Annotated in this window: 14 protein-coding genes; 3 read left to right on the plus strand and 11 right to left on the minus strand. The window is 69.7% G+C overall.

Annotated elements, in window-relative coordinates:
* Nucleotides 1-1,126: aminotransferase class I/II-fold pyridoxal phosphate-dependent enzyme (locus A9310_RS08330; protein ID WP_065630174.1), on the plus strand; the 1,126-nt coding region annotated here is incomplete at its 5' end.
* A gap of 63 nt (nucleotides 1,127-1,189) precedes the next feature.
* Here A9310_RS08330 and A9310_RS08335 read toward each other — a convergent pair.
* From A9310_RS08335 to A9310_RS08365, 7 genes are all read right to left on the minus strand, one after another.
* The gene (locus tag A9310_RS08335) at nucleotides 1,190-2,971 is read right to left on the minus strand and encodes a BCCT family transporter (RefSeq protein WP_175401101.1); all 1,782 of its coding nucleotides are present in this window, start codon (nucleotides 2,969-2,971) and stop codon (nucleotides 1,190-1,192) included.
* A 31-nt stretch (nucleotides 2,972-3,002) separates the two neighbouring features.
* Complete coding sequence (locus tag A9310_RS08340; protein WP_065630240.1) at nucleotides 3,003-3,389, minus strand: GntR family transcriptional regulator; 387 nt, start codon at nucleotides 3,387-3,389, stop codon at nucleotides 3,003-3,005.
* A gap of 13 nt (nucleotides 3,390-3,402) precedes the next feature.
* Nucleotides 3,403-4,635, minus strand: a complete 1,233-nt coding sequence (locus tag A9310_RS08345; protein WP_065630176.1) for an arginine deiminase — start codon at nucleotides 4,633-4,635, stop codon at nucleotides 3,403-3,405.
* Nucleotides 4,636-4,669: 34 nt separating this feature from the next.
* Nucleotides 4,670-5,899, minus strand: a complete 1,230-nt coding sequence (locus A9310_RS08350; protein WP_058251462.1) for an MFS transporter — start codon at nucleotides 5,897-5,899, stop codon at nucleotides 4,670-4,672.
* Nucleotides 5,896-6,924 (minus strand): patatin-like phospholipase family protein, encoded by a 1,029-nt coding sequence (locus A9310_RS08355; RefSeq protein WP_065630177.1) that lies wholly within the window; start codon nucleotides 6,922-6,924, stop codon nucleotides 5,896-5,898. Before A9310_RS08355 ends, A9310_RS08350 begins: the two co-directional genes overlap by 4 nt.
* Nucleotides 6,925-6,980: 56 nt before the next feature.
* Nucleotides 6,981-7,430 (minus strand): redox-sensitive transcriptional activator SoxR, encoded by a 450-nt coding sequence (gene soxR, locus A9310_RS08360; RefSeq protein WP_065630178.1) that lies wholly within the window; start codon nucleotides 7,428-7,430, stop codon nucleotides 6,981-6,983.
* Nucleotides 7,431-7,506: 76 nt separating this feature from the next.
* The gene (locus A9310_RS08365) at nucleotides 7,507-8,370 is read right to left on the minus strand and encodes a universal stress protein (RefSeq protein ID WP_065630241.1); all 864 of its coding nucleotides are present in this window, start codon (nucleotides 8,368-8,370) and stop codon (nucleotides 7,507-7,509) included.
* A gap of 203 nt (nucleotides 8,371-8,573) precedes the next feature.
* Between A9310_RS08365 and A9310_RS08370 the strand changes: the two genes are divergently transcribed.
* On the plus strand, nucleotides 8,574-8,879 hold the full coding sequence (locus A9310_RS08370) for a hypothetical protein (RefSeq protein WP_058251465.1): 306 nt from the start codon (nucleotides 8,574-8,576) through the stop codon (nucleotides 8,877-8,879).
* 90 nt (nucleotides 8,880-8,969) lie between these two features.
* The gene (locus A9310_RS08375; RefSeq protein WP_065630179.1) at nucleotides 8,970-10,544 is read left to right on the plus strand and encodes a serine/threonine protein kinase; all 1,575 of its coding nucleotides are present in this window, start codon (nucleotides 8,970-8,972) and stop codon (nucleotides 10,542-10,544) included.
* 30 nt (nucleotides 10,545-10,574) lie between these two features.
* Here A9310_RS08375 and A9310_RS08380 read toward each other — a convergent pair whose 3' ends face one another.
* Genes A9310_RS08380 through A9310_RS08395 form a run of 4 tightly spaced genes read right to left on the minus strand, consistent with a single transcriptional unit; the run spans nucleotide 10,575 to nucleotide 15,483 of the window.
* Entirely contained in the window at nucleotides 10,575-11,387 is an 813-nt protein-coding gene (locus A9310_RS08380; RefSeq protein WP_065630180.1) for a protein kinase, read from the minus strand.
* A gap of 1 nt (nucleotide 11,388) precedes the next feature.
* On the minus strand, nucleotides 11,389-13,512 hold the full coding sequence (locus A9310_RS08385; protein WP_065630181.1) for a cation:proton antiporter: 2,124 nt from the start codon (nucleotides 13,510-13,512) through the stop codon (nucleotides 11,389-11,391).
* A 16-nt stretch (nucleotides 13,513-13,528) separates the two neighbouring features.
* Nucleotides 13,529-15,037, minus strand: a complete 1,509-nt coding sequence (locus A9310_RS08390) for an FHA domain-containing protein (RefSeq protein WP_065630182.1) — start codon at nucleotides 15,035-15,037, stop codon at nucleotides 13,529-13,531.
* Nucleotides 15,034-15,483, minus strand: a complete 450-nt coding sequence (locus A9310_RS08395; protein WP_065630183.1) for a hypothetical protein — start codon at nucleotides 15,481-15,483, stop codon at nucleotides 15,034-15,036. The genes A9310_RS08390 and A9310_RS08395 overlap by 4 nt, the downstream gene beginning before the upstream one ends.
* Nucleotide 15,484: the final 1 nt, after the last annotated feature.

Genomic DNA, 15,484 nt, shown 5'->3' on the forward strand with positions numbered 1-15,484 from the left:
CACCCGCGGCCGGGGCGGAACGGTGGTCGCCGACCGGCTCCACCCCGGCAGTGAACTCGCCGCTCCCGCGGACACCATCGACCTCGCCGATGGCAATCCCGATCCCGATCTCCTCCCCGACCTGCGTGCCGCGATCGCCGCGGCCCCCTATCGACCGACGATGTATGGAACCGCCGCGGTGGCGCCTGCACTGCGGGAGGCGGCGTCGGTGCTGTTCGGTGAGCACCCGCAACGGGGGGAACTCATCGCGACCCACGGAGCCGTCGACGCGATGGAGCGGCTGCTGAACACCCACCTCGTCCGCGGCGATTGCGTCGCAGTGGAGAATCCGTGCTTCCTCGCCAGCGTCGGCACGATCCGCGTCAACGGGTACCGCGCGCTCCCCATGGAGCTCGACGAGCACGGCATGCGCCCCGATCATCTGGCGCGGGCGCTCGGAGCGGGCGCAAGAGCGGTCATCGTCACCTGCCGTGGTCACAACCCCGGCGGGATCGCCCTCTCCGCGGCTCGTGCCGATGAACTACGCACGGTTCTCGAGCGATACCCCGAGGTGCTCGTCATCGAAGACGACCACTTCTCACTCCTGTCGGTTCGCGACTATCAGCGGGTGATCCCGGACAACAGCCGACACTGGGCGGTCGTCCGGTCCGTCGCGAAATTCCTGGGTCCGGATCTGCGGGTCGCGCTCGTCGATGCCGACCCGACCACGGCCGCCGCGCTCGACGCCCGGCTGCGTTCCGGCCGCCCCTGGGTCAGCCACCTGCTGCAGACCACCGCGGCGCATCTGCTCACCGATCCGGCGACGACCGCGCTCATCGCCACCGCACGCCTCGAATACGCCCGTCGCACACGACTTCTCATCGACGTGCTCGATGCCCGGGGAGTGGCGTCGACCATGGGACCGCCCGACGGGATCAACGTGTGGGTCGATCTCCCGCCCGAGGTGCCCGCGGAGCGGGTCGGCGTCGAACTGGCGCGCCTGGGGTGGGCCGTGCAACCCGGGACGGTCTTCGCCGTCGACGGCGCCGAGCAGCGAAATGGTCTGCGCGTCACCACCTCCCGGCTCGACCGGGCGACCGCGAAGACCTTCGGCACAGCGCTCGCCGGGGCGGTCGGACAGGGCTGAGGACCCACCGACCCGACGACGGGCTCACCCACCGGGATCGGTTGCCGACCCCGGTGGGGGTTGTCACACCGCCGGTCCGGTCAACCGGTCGGTGCCGTGAGTGCCCTTGTCCCGAGGCTCGTCGTCCGGCGCCGGGTCGACCGTCGGCTCGGCGGGCGCCGATCCGTTCGCCTGGTCGACGTAGTCGGGGTCGATCTTCTCGAGGTGTCGTATCGCGTCGGCATCGATCGCCTCGAGCTCGCCGGTCGCGATGGCGTTGGCCTGTTCCCGTACATGCTCGTCGACCTGAGCGGTCAGCACGTGGCGGGAGACGATCAGCGGATCGTGTCGGAGGTCGAGATAGAGCGACAGACACATGCCGATCATCACCACGACGAACGGCAACGCGGCGATGATCGCCATCGTCTTGATGCCGTCGAGGGCGTCGTCGCCGCTGATGGCCAGCAGCAGCGCAGCCACGACACCGGTCAGCACGCCCCAGAACACGGTGAGGGGACGCGACGGGTGTTCGACGCCGCGCTGCGAGAGAGTGCCCATCACGAGGGACGCGGAGTCGGCGCCGGAGACGAAGAAGATGCCGACCAGGATCATCACCAGCGCCGAGGCCACCCCGGTCCACGGCAGGTGGGCGAGCACGTCGAACAGCGTGCTCTCACTGGCCGCGGTGGCCGGATCGAACGCCAGGGTGCCCTCGATGTCCTGATGGATCGCGGTACCGCCGAAGACGCAGAACCAGACCAGCGAGACCGTCGTGGGTACCACCATCACACCGATCACGAACTCGCGGATGGTGCGGCCGCGGCTGATCTTCGCGAGGAACAGACCCACGAACGGGGTCCAGGACACCCACCACGCCCAGTAGAAGATCGTCCAGTCCGCCAGCCACTGATGACCCTCCTCGGTCATGATCGTGGCGTCCGAGCGGGCTGCGAAGCTCGTCAGATCGGTGAAGTAGGCGCCGAGGGTCGTCGGCAGCAGGTTCAGGATGAAGATCGTCGGTCCGACGACGAACACGAACAGTGCCAGCACGATTGCGAGCACCATGTTGATGTTGGACAGCCACTGGATGCCGCGCGCGATCCCCGACACGGCCGACGCGACGAACGCGGCGGTGAGGATGGCGATGATCGCGACCAGCAGCATCTTCGTCGGCTCGTTGACCCAACCGAGGGTGTCGAGTCCCGATCCGATCTGCAGCGCGCCTAGGCCGAGTGATGCCACCGTCCCGAACAGCGTCGCGAAGATCGCGAGGATGTCGATGATCTTCCCGCCCGGGCCGTTGGCCACCCGCGGTCCGAGGAGCCGGGTGTACACCGCACTCATCAACTGGGTCCGGCCCAGCCGGTACGTGCTGTAGGCCAGCGCCAGCCCGACGACCGCGTACATGGCCCACGGGTGGAAGCCCCAGTGGAACATCGTCGTCGCCATGGCCGCGCGGATGTCGTCGGAGCCGATCTCCGGTGGCGGACTGGCGAAGTGGTAGAGCGGCTCGTAGGCACCGAAGAACATGAGGCCGATGCCCATGCCGGCACTGAACATCATCGCGATCCAGCTCACGGTGCGGAACTGCGGCTTCTCCCCGGTCCGGCCGAGCGGAATCCGGCCGTACTTGGACACGGCGAGGAACACCGCGAAGATCACGAAGCCGGTGGCGGAGAGGATGAACAGCCAGCCGAGGTTCTTGGTGATCCAACCCAGCACCTCGGTGGTCGTCGTGTTGAGACTCTCCTTGTCCCCGATCCCCCAGATCACGAACGCGATGACCAGTACCGCGGTGACCGTGAAGACCACCGGGTCCAGTGTCTGCTTCGGACGCCCGKTGATCACATCCTGTTCACTTGTCATTCGTCAAGCCAATCAATCTCGGTTCAGGTATTCAAGTTCGTCCGAGCGCACGGTTGAGTATCTCAACGATCACGGGATCGTCCAGGCCGAGCTCGCGAGCGGTTTCGACGTACTGCTTGGCAGCCGCGAAACCCGCGTCGAGCGCATCGTGGCGACCCGCCTTGATGAACGAGCCCTGCCGCCCGCGGGTCTCGATGACGCCGGCCGCCTCGAGTTCCCGATAGCTCCGCGCGACGGTGTTGGCGGCCACGCCGAGCCGCGAGGCGAGCGCCCGGACCGTCGGCAGACGCTCGCCGCTGAGCAGCTCGCCGGACTCGATGAGCTCGATGATGCCGACTCGTACTTGCTCGAAGGGCGGCCGGTCGGAGGCCGGGTCGATCTGCAGTGCGTCGAGCGCCGCCGGGGTGTCGGGGGTCACCGGATACTCCCCCTCACCGGGGATCACGGGCCAACGGACACGACATGCACCGCGGCCCACCGCGGCCCGATCCCAGTTCCCGACCCTCGATCTCGATGACCTCGATGCCCGAGTCCCGGAGTCGCCGGTTGGTCTCGACGTTCCGGTTGTAGGACACCACCACCCCGGGCGCGAGGGCGAGGGTGTTGTTGCCGTCGTCCCACTGCTCCCGCTCGGCCGTCACCGGGTCGAGCCCGGTGTCGATGACACGCAGTTTGGTGATGCCCATCGCCTCGGCGGCGGCGTCGACGAAGGGCCGCTCCCCGGTGATCCGGACCGCGTCGGTCGCAGCGTCGTGGACGAGGGTGAACGCGGACATGGTGTCGCGGATGTTGGGATACATCACCACGGCGTCGGTGTCGACCATCGTGCAGACGGTGTCGAGGTGCATGAAGGCGCGCGACTGCTCGATCGGCACCGCCAGCACGGTGTGCGCCAGGTGGTCGTCGAACAGACTGCGCGCCAGTGCTTCCGCCCCGGCGGGCGTCGTCCGTTCGCCGACCCCGACGGCCACCACTCCGGCGGCGAGCAACAGCACGTCACCGCCTTCGATGGGCGCGACCTGCGATTCGTAGGCCCGCCGCGCCCCGGTGAATCGCGGGTGGTGGGCGTAGATGAGATCGGTCAGTGACGTCTCCCGCGCGCGGGCGGGAAGCGCGAGCGAGGTGATCGCGAACCGGCCGCCGATCCAGAACGAACTGTCGCGGGTGAACAGCAGATTCGGCAGCGGTTCGATCGCGAACTCGGGTCCGTGGTGCATCCGACGCACGAGCGAGGACCGCTCGGCAGAGGGTGTGATCGGCAGCTCGTCGAACGTCATGCCGGCCGTCAGTACGTACGCGAGGTCGGTCGGCGACAACCCCCGCAGATGGGTAGCGAGATCTTCCGCGAGGTGTGTGCCCAGCCGCCGCGCGCTCACCGCCGCGGCGATGCCCTGGATGCGGGCCGCACCGCTGTGCGCGATGGTCTCGGCGAGCAGGTCACCGAGGAGATAGACGTCGGTTCCCCGCTCGCGCAGCACCTCTGCGAAGGCGTCGTGCTCCTCCTGCGCACGCCCGACCCACGGCAGCCCGTCGAACAGGAGCTGGTCGCTGTTGCGCGGGGTGAGCCGACGCAACTCGTCGCCCGGGCGGTGCAGCATGACCGCTCGCAGGGTGCCGACCTCCGAGTCGGCGCCGAGGGCGTAGTCGTAGGCGGGCGCGGTCATCGCTCAACCGTAATTCGTCGTCCGCCCGCGCACATCACTCATCGTCTGCGCGGGCCTTCGTGTCGGTCGGCGTCATCGTCGGGCCGTCGCCCACGATCACCGGCGCGGTCTCCCGCGCGAAGATCCAGAGGACCAGTGCCACCGCGGCCACCACCCCGGTCAGCACGAACGCCGGCCCGAAACCGACCCGATCGGCGACGAATCCCACGATGACCGGACCGGTGACGGCACCGAGGTCCGACGACATGCCATAGGCCGCCAACGCCGAACCGCCTTGCTGACGGTTGCCGAGGACATCGGCGAGAGCGGCTTGATGGGTGGGTGCGAACAGTCCCGAGCCCACCCCGGCGACCACCGACAACGCCAGTGCGACGCCCACGTTCGGCGAGAACCCGAGCGCGATGGTGGCGACGACGGTGATGACGAGTCCGGGCAGCATGATGGGCCGCCGTCCGAACCGGTCCGACAGACGGCCCGCGATCAGGATCGCCAGCACGTTGCCCGCGGCGTAGATCGCCAGCACGATTCCCGCCATTCCCGCTCCGGCACCGAGACTCTCGGTGATGAACAGCGGCACCACCGCGACCCGGACCCCCATCGACGCCCAGCCCTGGGTGAAGTTGGACGCGAGGATCGCCCGGTAGGCGCTGTCGCGCAGGGCGGTCCGGAAACCGATCAGCCCGCCCGTCGGGCCGTCGGCCTGATCCGGTGCGATCACCTCCCGCAACTGGGTCGCCACCACCGTCGACGCGACGAGCAGCGCGACCGCGTACACCACGAACGGGACCCGGAGTCCGAAGCCGACCAGCGCCGCCCCGATGAGCGGACCGGTGATGCTGCCGATGAGGAACCCCGCCGAGAAGAAGCCCGACACGCGACCGCGAATGTCGCTCGGCGCCATACGGATCAGCAAGGCCATCGCCGAGATGCTGAACATCGTCGACCCGATGCCGCCGAGACCGCGGAAGATCAGCAGCTGCCAGTAGGACTGGGCGAACGCGCACGCCAGAGTGCTGGCCGCGACGATCAGCAGACCGGTCAGGTAGATGCGCCGCTCGCCGAAGACGGTGACCAACCGTCCCGTTGCGGGCGCGAACGCCAGGCGCATCACCGCGAACGCCGAGATGACCGCGGTCGCGGCGGTGAACGAGACGTTGAAGGTGCGGGCGAAGGTCGGCAGCGCGGGCGCGATGAACCCGTATCCGAGTGCGATGACGACGTTCGCCGACAGCAGCACCCAGATGCCGCGGGGGATCTGCCTCATGGCAGCTCGGGGAGGTCGTCGAGGGCCCGCGCGGTGAGGGTCCGGCCGAGCTCGATCATCTCCGAGGCCTTGTGGAAGTCGAGCGTGCGGACCGTCCGGCGGGGTACCCGGATCAGCACGTCGGGCGGATAGCCGGCTACCTGGTAGCGGGTCAGGGCCTCCTGCATGATGTCGAGCGACCGGCTCAGCACCTCCACGCGTCCCATCCGGGCCGGTTCGTCGACGCCGAAGGCGGGCGCCACCTGTTCGGCGGACGGGACGGAGCCGGACTCGGCCGCGGCATCGACCGCGACGGCGCCGCCACCGGTGGCGGCCACCGCCGCATCGGACGCCTCGGCCTCCCCCGAGGGCATCTCGTGGCCGAGCCGGTCACGGACCGCGCGGATGAACTCGTTGTCGAGGATCGGCGCCACGTTGCGCCGCAGCAGTCCCCTGGCCTTCTGTTCGCGCGTGGCGCCCGCTTCCGGGCCACCGTCGGAACCGATGATGACGCCGATGGTCACATCGCTGGGCACCGTCGAGGTGGGCGCCACCGGCAGCGGGTCGAGAATCCCGCCGTCGGCCAGCAGCCGCCCACCGTGCTCGTGCGGGCTGATGACGCCCGGGATCGCGATCGACGCACGCAGGGCGTCGGCGAGGACACCGCGCTGGAACCAGACCGCGCGGCCGGCGTTCAGATCGGTGGCGACCGCGGTGAACGGGACGGGCAGGTCCTCGATCGCGGTGTCTCCGAGGATCTCCCGCACCCGCAGCAGGATCCGCTCGGCCCCGATGACGCCCGGCTTGGTCAGCGAGACGTCGAGCAACCGGACGACGTCGAGCTGGGACAGACCCGAGATCCAGTCCACGTAGTCGTCGAGTTTCCCCGCGCAATACAACCCGCCGACGAGAGCACCCATCGACGAGCCGGCGACGGTGACGATCTCGAACCCCCGCGCCTCGAGTTCGGCGATCACCCCGATGTGCGCGTAACCGCGGGCGCCGCCACTTCCCAGAGCCAGCGCCACGCGCGACGGTCGAGCCATGGGCCAACAGTACCGCCGCCTGTTCTGCTCCCCGACATCGCAACTGGCGGAGACGGCTACTGCTCGGTGAGGAGTCGCCGCGGCCCCGGGCCGAGTTTGTTCAGTTCGTCGCCGGGGTTGAGGAGATGGCACTCCCCCAGCGACAGGCAACCGCAACCCACGCAGGACCCGATCATGTCCCGCATGTTCTCGAGCAGTGCGATGCGCTGGTTGATGTCGTCCATCCAGCGTTTCGACGCCGCTTCCCACATCGATTTCGGGGGCGACTCGTGGTCGCCCAGTTCGGCGAGCACCTCGCCGATGACCGACAGCGGAATCCCGGCGACCTGCGACGCGCGGATGAATGCGACGCGCCGCAGCATCGCCCGGTGGTAGCGGCGCTGGTTCCCGGAGGTGCGCCGGCTGAAGATCAGGCCCTGGTCCTCGTAGAAGCGGACCGCCGACGGGGCGATCCCGGCTCGCTGGGCCAGCTCGCCGACCGAGAGCTCCAGCTTCTTCAGCGTCATGGGTCGATGGTAAGCGCCACCGACGGCGTCGTCCCCGGTGCGCGACCGGGGACGACGGGCAGCGCTCACCGTGGGGTCAGGTGCGGACGACCATCACCGGGCAGTCGGCGTGGTGCATCACCTTCTGGCTGGTCGAGCCCAGCAGGAGTCCGCGGAAGCCACCCCGGCCGCGACTGCCGACCACGAGCAGCGATGCGTCCGCGCCCGCCTCGTCGAGCAGCGCCTTCGCCGGCTCCTCGGGCAGGACGGACCGTTCGATCGTCACGTCCGGGTAGTCCTGGGCGTATCCGGCGAGGCGCTCGGCGAGCACCTCGACCGCGTCCTGGGTCATCCGCGCCACCTCGTCGGCGCCGATGCCGTACCCGTGGAGCGCGTCCGCGTCGAGCGGGGTCCAGGTGTGTACCGCGCGGAGCGGCACGTTGCGCAGCGAGGCCTGCCGGAACGCCTCGGCGACCGCGGCATCGCTGACAGGTGAACCGTCGACCCCCACGACCACCGGTCCGTCGGGGTTGCCCCCGGCGGCGACGACCGTGACCCGGCCGTGTGCGTGAGCGGCGACACTGGTGCTCACCGAACCCAGGAACAGGCCCTTGACGCTGCCGAGACGGCGCGTGCCGACGACGATCATCGCGGCGTCCTTGCCCAGCTCGAGCAGCACGCGCGCGGCGTCGCCGTCGACGATCGAGGTGGCGACCGTCACGCCGGGTGCCGCTTCTTTCGCGGCGTCGGCGGCCGCATGGACCGCGTCGGAGGCGTCCTGGCGGATGGCGTCGACGACATCCTGCGGGATGATCAGGCCGGGGGCGTAGTCACTCGTGCTGGCGTCGTACGCACCGACGACCTTGAGGTCGAGACCTTCGGCAGCGGCCGCCCGCGCCGCCCAGCGCACCGCGCCCGTGGCCGCGTCCGACCCGTCCACGCCGACGAGTATCGCATTCATGTTGTGGCTCATCTCCTCTGATCGCGACGGCCCCTGGCGGGGTCTTCGGTTCGGCCGCGGGTCGGCCCGGGCTCGCCCCGGGCGGCCCGGTATCGGCCCCGGCCCCCATCCTGCCCCGGCGCCGTTGCCGCGGCAATGAGTACGAGGTCCCGACCACCGTCGCTTTCTCCACGATTCGGGCGCCGTGTAACCTGGCGGACACCATGACGTCACCCCTTCCGCAGAACGGCACCAACGACTTTCGCGCAATCATGATCCACATCGGGATCACCGTCGCACTCGGACTCGGCCTGCTGTTCTTCGCGCATGCGTCGTCGGATCCCCTGCAGACCGTGTTGGTCGTCGCCTCTCCCGTCGTGGTTCTCCTGGGCGCGAGCACCATGCTGTACCGCACGTACCGGGTCTGGAAACGCAACGGTCGCTGGCAGGTGTGGCAGGGGGCGGCGTGGTTCCTGTTGTTCTTCTTCATCGTCATGCTGTTCAACTCCGCGCCGGTCCTCTTCGAATGACCCGGGCGGGGTCGCCCGGCGCCTGTTCGCCCCGGTGGACGCCCCCTGACCGGTAGAGTCGGGTCTTCCACGTGAGGTGAGGGAGGCGCCGTGTCCGTCGGTCCGACCCACGACGAACCACTTCCTCCGGGCGCTCTCGTCGGGCGTCACCGCATCGAGCGCCTCCTGCGCAGACGCGTCGCCGGCGCCGACTACCTGGCGACGGCCCCATATCCGGGGGCGCCCGCCGAGCGCGTGCTGCTCACCGTCGTGGACCGGGCCGCCTCGATCACCCCCGCGTTCGGCAATTGGTTCCGGGAAGCGATCGAAAAGGCCTCCGCGATGGCGCATCCCGGGATCGCGCGCATCACCGGACACGGCATCGTCGACGGCCGCGTCTGGGTGGCGGTGGCCCCCGTGCCCACCTCCGACGCCGCCCTGCTGATCCGGCGCCACCCCGACGGCATCGACATCGATCTGGCGGTGCGCATCGTCACCGTCGTCGGCGAGGCGCTCGACGCGGCCCATCGCCGGCGCCTGGTCCACGGCAACGTCTCCCCCGCCGACATCCTGCTCACCGGCTCCGCAGACCCGACCGTCGCCGGGGCGTCGGTGCCCGGCGCCGTCACGCTCACCGGTTTCGGCCTGACCGCGCCGACGGCGGGCGACGAGATGCCGCACCCGGCAGCCGATGTCGCCTCGTTGGGACGTACCCTCGTCGAAATGCTCACCGGCGCCGGGAGCGAAGCGAGCGGGCCGAATGTGACCGGCACAAGCTCGGTCGCTCGGCACCGGGTGTCGGGTGCAGTGTCGCCGGCGTTCTACGCCGTGCTGGCACGGGCGCTCGACGCCGATTCAGAACACCGATACCGCACCTGCGCGGAATTCGTCCGAGCGGCCGAGCTCGCCCTGCACCTCACCCACTCCGACGGCGAACCGCCGACCGAGGTCATCCCCGCCAGCCACCCTGAATCCGAGTATGAGTTCGCCGCAACCGATTCCGACACGACGGAGGTCGTGGACGCGGGGCCGGCCGCCGGCGTCCCGCGCGTGTTCCAGCCCGCCGGTCACCCGGATCGGCCGACCGAGGTCGTCACCGACCGGCCGCGGGGGGCCGGGCCGGTGAACCGGCCGTCGACACCCCGACCGTTGGCGCCCCCGCCGACGGCCTCCCCGTCGATGCGTCGACGACGGCTGATCGCGCCGTTCTTCGTCGCCACGGCGATCGTCGCGGTCGTCGTCGGAACGGTGATGCTGCTCGGCGCCCGCACCACACCGCCGCCGTGGCCGGCGGGCGTCGCTCCTATCGCTGCCGCCTTCCCGCAACTCCTGCCGGAGACGCCCGAGGCGTCGGGATGGGGAGATGCCGACTGTGAGCCCGTCGTCGGAGACGGCATCGACGGGATCTCGTGCACCGACGCCGCGAACGTCGGATTCGTGGTGTGGCACACGCCGACGTCACCATCACGCGCTGCCGTCACCACCCGCCTCAAGGGCTACCCCGGGGATGAGATCAGCTGGCGCGACGGTCCGGCGTCGGCGAGCCGGGACAGCGTCGTCGACGGTTGGGTCGTCACCAATTTCAGCGGGCCACCGCATGCGCAGTACACCCTGGTGACGACGTGGCCCGGACACACCGGCCGCGAGATCCTCGACGACTGGTGGCGCACGGCGCCGCTCGGCTGACCCCGATGAGGCGGCCCGTGCCGCCTGTCGTCAGCGTCCGCGCAGCCCGTCGATCCGGCCGGCGACCTCCATCGCGGTCGACGGACGGGAGCCGGCGAGGGCGAGACAGTTGGCGATGAGGGTGCGCTCGTCGCGGTCCAGGTTCTCCGAGAGCGCCGGCGGCGTCGACAGCGCCGCCCGGATCGCCAGCAGCGGCTGGGTGTCCGGCACCTCCCCGTACACCCCGTCGCCGGTGAGGGCACGGTGCAGACACGCCCCGAGCGACCAGATGTCGGTCGCCCGCGACGGCACATCGCCGGCCAGCAGCGCGGGGTCCATGTACTGCACCGCCCCGGGCTGGGCGAAGCTCGTGATGGGCTCGTCGGCCGCCAGCACCCGGGCCAGACCGAGATCGGAGATCTTGCCGCCGGTCTCGGTGACCATGATGCTCGACGGCGTGATGTTGGCGTGCGCGATACCGGCCTCGTGCAAGGCGTCCACGCCGCGCGCCGCGTCGGCGATCGCCGCCAGCTTCTCGTCTCGACTGAGCTCGCGCGCCGGACTACTCAGCGAGCCGAGCGGGAAATACTCCATCGCATACATGAACTGGCCCTGCAGCACGGCGTCGTAGAGCCCGGCGAGGTAGGGCGACACGACCGCGGCGAACGCCCGCAATTCGCGTACCCCGCGGCGGTAGGCGTCGTCGCTGCAGACGCCGCCGAAGACCTTCACCACGACGCGGTCGGTGGCCAGGCCCAGTCGCGCGGGGGGTACGGCGAGATAGAACGTGCCGTTGCCCCCCATGCCGAGCTTCTCGAGCACCGTGAAATCCGCCAGCTGCTGCGGGATCTCGACTTCTGGCATGTCAGTGCCTCTCCGATGATGAGCCGATGTTCGGACCGGACGGATCGTCGGCCGCCCTCGTGGGTGCGGATGGTGCGGCCGGAGACGGGTAGAGCATCGCGACGCGGTCGCCCAGCGATTCCTCGCTCGTCTCGGTGTTGTCGACGACGGTGACCGGAACGGGTACGGCCGAATCGCCTTCGTCCGATCCGGCGACGGTGAACGACACGGCGTTGTCGCGGTGTCGGCGGGGATCCTGCACCGACACCGAAACCCCCTGTTCGGCAACAGCGTTGAGGTCGGCCAGCCACCGACGCCGAGAGCCGGATGCGACGACGGTCAGCGACCGCGACCCGAAGAGCGCCAGACCCGCGGCCATCAACGCAGCGGYCCGCCCGCTGCGATCGTCCGCGGCGATACAGGTGATGGTGCTACGACTCGGTGCCACAGTGTCATCGGCGGTCTCGTCGACGACGGCCACCGGAGCCGATCGCAGCGACTCCCCCAGAAGCCGGTCGCCACTGTCCACGAGGACGAGGTCGGCATTGGCGTTCTCCGACATGGCCTCGAGGTCGGCTGCGGGATCGGCGCTGAACCGGCACAGCACCGACACGGCACCCGCGCCGGTCAGCGACGAGCCCAGCTCGTTGAGGCGCTCGACGGCCGATGCGATCGCCGCGAAGTCCGGTACGACCGGAATCCCGACCTCGAGCGGACGCACGGACCGGTCCGGGGCGGTGAGCAACCCGGCCAGGACGACGTCGAATCCCGTGGTGCAGTCCAGCATTCGCCGATGCCGCGCCCGCAGGTCGGCGGTCGTGCCGACGGGATCACGCATCAGCACCAGAACCCGCGGGGCAGTGGCGGTGGCCAGGGCGCGACGTTCGGCGGCGGCGATGTCATTGGCCACCACCTTGTCCGGATACACCACGCGCAGCAGGGGTTCGGTCAGGATCGTGGTCACGAGCGCCATCACCACGAGCATCGCGAACAGTTCGTCACTCAGCACACCGAGTTCGCGCCCCGCGGCCAGGATCACCAGCTCGGTGAGTCCCCGCGTGTTCATGAGCACCGCGATGGCCGCGCTCTGTCTGGTGGGGATGGCGCTCGCCCGCGCGCCCGCATAAGCGCCGAGGAACTTGCCCGCGATCGCGACGAGCAGGACCAGCAGCAGCTGCCCCATGCCCGCGACGCCGATCTGGGTGAGGTCGACGTTGAGGCCGGTGACGACGAAGAACATCGGCAGCAGGAGCAGCACGCTCGCCTGCTCGAGCCGTTCGAGGATCTCCCGGTGCAGCTTTTCGGCTCCCACCTTCGGCATCACCGCGCCGAACACGAAGGCGCCGAAGATCTGATGGATGCCGATGACGTCGGTGGCCGTCGCCGAGAGGAAGAGTCCGATCAGGATGACCGCCAGGATGTCCGGCGTGAGCCGGCCGGCGCTGTCGCGCCAAGCGATCAGCTTCGCCAGCAGTGGACGGACGACACCGAACATCACCGCGGCGTAGACGAGCGTGAGTCCGACGATCTTGGCGACCTCGAGGGGACTGCCGCCCTGGATGATGGCAATGATGAACGCCAGCAGTGTCCACGCGAGGATGTCGTCGATGGCGGCGGCGGCCAGGCTGAACACCCCGGGAATCGTTCTCATCATCCCGCGGTCGGTGAGGATCCGCGCCAGCACCGGGAAGGCGGTGATGGACATCGCGACACCCATGAACAGCACCATCCCCAGCCGCTCGATCTCCATTCCCCCGACCATGTTGTGCGAGGGATAGAGCAGCAGGCCGAGGGCTGCGCCGAGGGCGAACGGCAGCGCGATCGAGAATGCCGAGATGCTGGCCGCCGCGCGTTCACGCCCTTTGGTCAGCCGCATGTCCAGTTCGAGGCCGACGATGAACATGAACAGCACGAGGCCGATCTGGGCCAGTGCTCCCAGCAGCGGCCGGACGTCGTCCGGGAAGAGCCACTGGTCGGGATTGCCGGGCAGGAGCCCGAGCAGGCTGGGACCCAACGCGATCCCGGCGGCGATCTCGCCCACCACGGCCGGCTGACGGCAGGCACGCGCGATCATCCCACCCACCCGGGCGGCGGCGATGACGATCGCGACGTCGAGCAGCAGGAAGGCGACCGTGTGTTTGTCCATGACCTCGGGTCCGTTCTCAGATACGGGCGTGGTGTGACTCGAAGATGAAGTGGCGCCCGCCGATCCGGACATGCGACCCCGGCACCAGCACGTGGGCACGATGCGGGAGCAGCCGGGTCTCCCGGYTGCCGCTGCTCGGATCGGCGACGAAGGTGCCGTTCGCCGACCCGAGGTCGACCAGCTGCACCGTCCACTCCACCAGCCGGATCTCCACATGGCGGCGCGAGAGCTGACCTGTCTCGTCCTGCACGCGAATCGGTTTCGGTGAACCCGCCGGTCCACCGCCGGCCGAGCCCGGTTCCCGGCCGATCACCAGGTCCTCGTCGAGGAGGAAGGTGAACCCGTTGTCGAGCAGCAACCAGCCCAGCGGCGGCCGCTCCCCCTCGACGAGGAATGTCGTCAACTGGTCCATCCGGATTCCGCAGACCCCGCACAGCCACGACTGCGGATGGTTCAGATGGCCTCGTGAACAACGGATGCCGTGCACCATGGCCCGCGACGCCTCGATCTTGACGACCTCGGTCGCGGGTTTCTGATGCTCCTCCTTGGGCAGCGGCGCGCGCGGTTCGAGCGGTTCGGCGAACGGATTCGGCGCGGGAGCCGGCTCGACGCGGGGCCGGCCGCTCGGCGGGGTGGCGTCCCGCGGCGGCCGCTCGAGTGGGTGGGAAGCGTTCGGAGACAACGGTTCCGACCCGAACGGACCGCCAAGCGGAGTCGAGGTGAACGGCAACGGATCGGGCGCCGGCAGGTCGGCACCACCATCGGCGCCGGGCGCCATCCGCTCGGTCGTGCCCATCGGGTCCGGCTCCGGCGGCAAGTCGTCGAAGGGTGACCGCTTCCGGATGGGCTCGGGCGCCGGGGGTTCCGGCGCCCCGGGTGCCGGCTTGTCGAGACCGTCCAGGGCCTCGGTCGGTGGACCCGCGTCCGGGTCGGGTCGGGACGGTTCGACGGCCGGTTCCGGCCGCGCCGCCGCCGGCTCCGGCCGCGGCTGCGGCGGGCGCTCGGCCAGGGAGTGGAATTCGGTGCCGCGCAACCCCAATGGGGTGTGAAGCAGCGCGCCTGCGGCAGGCACCGTGCCCTGGACCAGGTCGAAGCGCTCGTCACCGACCTCCGCGGGCATCGTGCCGGCGAGGTAGAGCCCGAGACCCTCGAACGGCCACGGCACGGCGCGGTCATAGGAGTCGCCCGCGGGCGGCTCGATCCGCTTGCCGTCGGTCTCCCCGTACACCCGACCCGAGAGGAAGATCGCGATGCCGGCATTGTCGGGAGCCGCGAAGGCGATGTCGACAGGGTCGTCGGCGGTGGCCACCAGCTGAGCCAGCGCCCGTACCAGGTGCCGGCCCCGCCGCGGTGCCGAATCCGGCACGACCACCGCTGATTCGATGTCGAGCAGATCGGTGAGGAAGGACGCGGGCACCGCGTCGTTCGTCAGGCACAGGAACGCCGGGGTGCGGATCACGATCCCCGCACCGGGGATCAGCGTCACCGTCGGCGTGACGCTCGGGATGTCGCCCGGACCGGTCACAGGAACCGTCCTCCCTGGAATCGCCAGTGGGGGAAGACGGCGCGTAGTGGACCGTTGACCGCCACCCACACCAGCAACCAGGTGGTGACGAACTGGACGGTGAACACGACGGGCGACGGTTGCAGCGGCTCCGGGATCAGTCCGGTGCCATCGATCACGATCCACACCAGGATGCCCTCGTTGATCGCCGTGAGGAGCCCGAAGAGCGTCGGCCAGTCCTTTTCCCAACGGAACTGCTGCAGGAAGTGGTACAGGAATTCCCAGAGCACCCCGAGGACGATGACGGTGACGAGCACGGTGAAGGCGACCCGGTAGACGTCGAGGATCGACGGGTCCCCCGAGGAGATGAGCCACAGGAACGGGACGAGCACGATGGTCCACAGGCCGCCGAGGATGCCGAGCACCAGCACGCGGGTCTGGATTCGCCCCCACAGGGTGGGCAACATG

Source organism: Gordonia sp. UCD-TK1, from assembly GCF_001691435.1.
Lineage (GTDB): Bacteria > Actinomycetota > Actinomycetes > Mycobacteriales > Mycobacteriaceae > Gordonia > Gordonia hongkongensis.

What these genes read in the sequence shown, in the direction of transcription:
- A9310_RS08345 (WP_065630176.1), bottom strand. Translation starts at nt 4,635, where the DNA reads ATGACCGCGCCCGCCTACGACTACGCCCTCGGCGCCGACTCGGAGGTC.
- A9310_RS08350 (WP_058251462.1), bottom strand. Translation starts at nt 5,899, where the DNA reads ATGAGGCAGATCCCCCGCGGCATCTGGGTGCTGCTGTCGGCGAACGTC.
- A9310_RS08355 (WP_065630177.1), bottom strand. Translation starts at nt 6,924, where the DNA reads ATGGCTCGACCGTCGCGCGTGGCGCTGGCTCTGGGAAGTGGCGGCGCC.
- soxR (WP_065630178.1), bottom strand. Translation starts at nt 7,430, where the DNA reads ATGACGCTGAAGAAGCTGGAGCTCTCGGTCGGCGAGCTGGCCCAGCGA.
- A9310_RS08365 (WP_065630241.1), bottom strand. Translation starts at nt 8,370, where the DNA reads ATGAATGCGATACTCGTCGGCGTGGACGGGTCGGACGCGGCCACGGGC.
- A9310_RS08370 (WP_058251465.1), top strand. Translation starts at nt 8,574, where the DNA reads ATGACGTCACCCCTTCCGCAGAACGGCACCAACGACTTTCGCGCAATC.
- A9310_RS08380 (WP_065630180.1), bottom strand. Translation starts at nt 11,387, where the DNA reads ATGCCAGAAGTCGAGATCCCGCAGCAGCTGGCGGATTTCACGGTGCTC.
- A9310_RS08395 (WP_065630183.1), bottom strand. Translation starts at nt 15,483, where the DNA reads ATGTTGCCCACCCTGTGGGGGCGAATCCAGACCCGCGTGCTGGTGCTC.